This is a genomic window from Aquimarina sp. AWH4_224, from assembly GCF_056160245.1.
On record NZ_JBSWWU010000052.1, the window covers coordinates 1 to 504 of the forward strand.

Below are 504 nucleotides of genomic sequence, written 5' to 3' on the forward strand. Positions count from 1 at the left end.
CCACTCCTCCTGCCCTATCTGTTTCTGGGAATCCTACTCCTGTGCAATGTGCCGGAGGTGATGATGGAAGCATTACAGCTACTCCTTCTGGAGGAACTCCTCCATATCAATACTCGATTGATAATGGAGCCTCATGGCAGAACAATACTCTTTTTTCTGGACTCTCTACAGGAGACTATACCATCCTAATACAAGATAATAAAGGATGCCAGGTAAATAGCACATCTATAGATGTTATCGCTCAATTCACTTCTATCCCTGATGTCATTGGACTACCACTAACCAGTAATCCAACCCTAATCGATGGAGACAATGGAAGAATTGCCATATCTGTATCTGGGGGGTCGGGTAGTTATACCTCTTATGTGTGGACTAAAGATGGAAATCCCTTTACTCCACCCGCTGGATCTACCAATACCAATATCATCGATCTATTTGAAGGAGTGTATACCGTAGTAGTAACCGATAGTAATGGATGTAGCTCTTTGGTAGAAACATTCACTC

General features: G+C 42.9%; 1 protein-coding gene. It reads left to right on the forward strand.

From position 1 onward, the window contains the following. Window positions 1-504 (forward strand): SprB repeat-containing protein (locus tag ACXAGJ_RS24650; protein ID WP_474843845.1); only part of this gene is annotated, 504 nt, incomplete at both ends.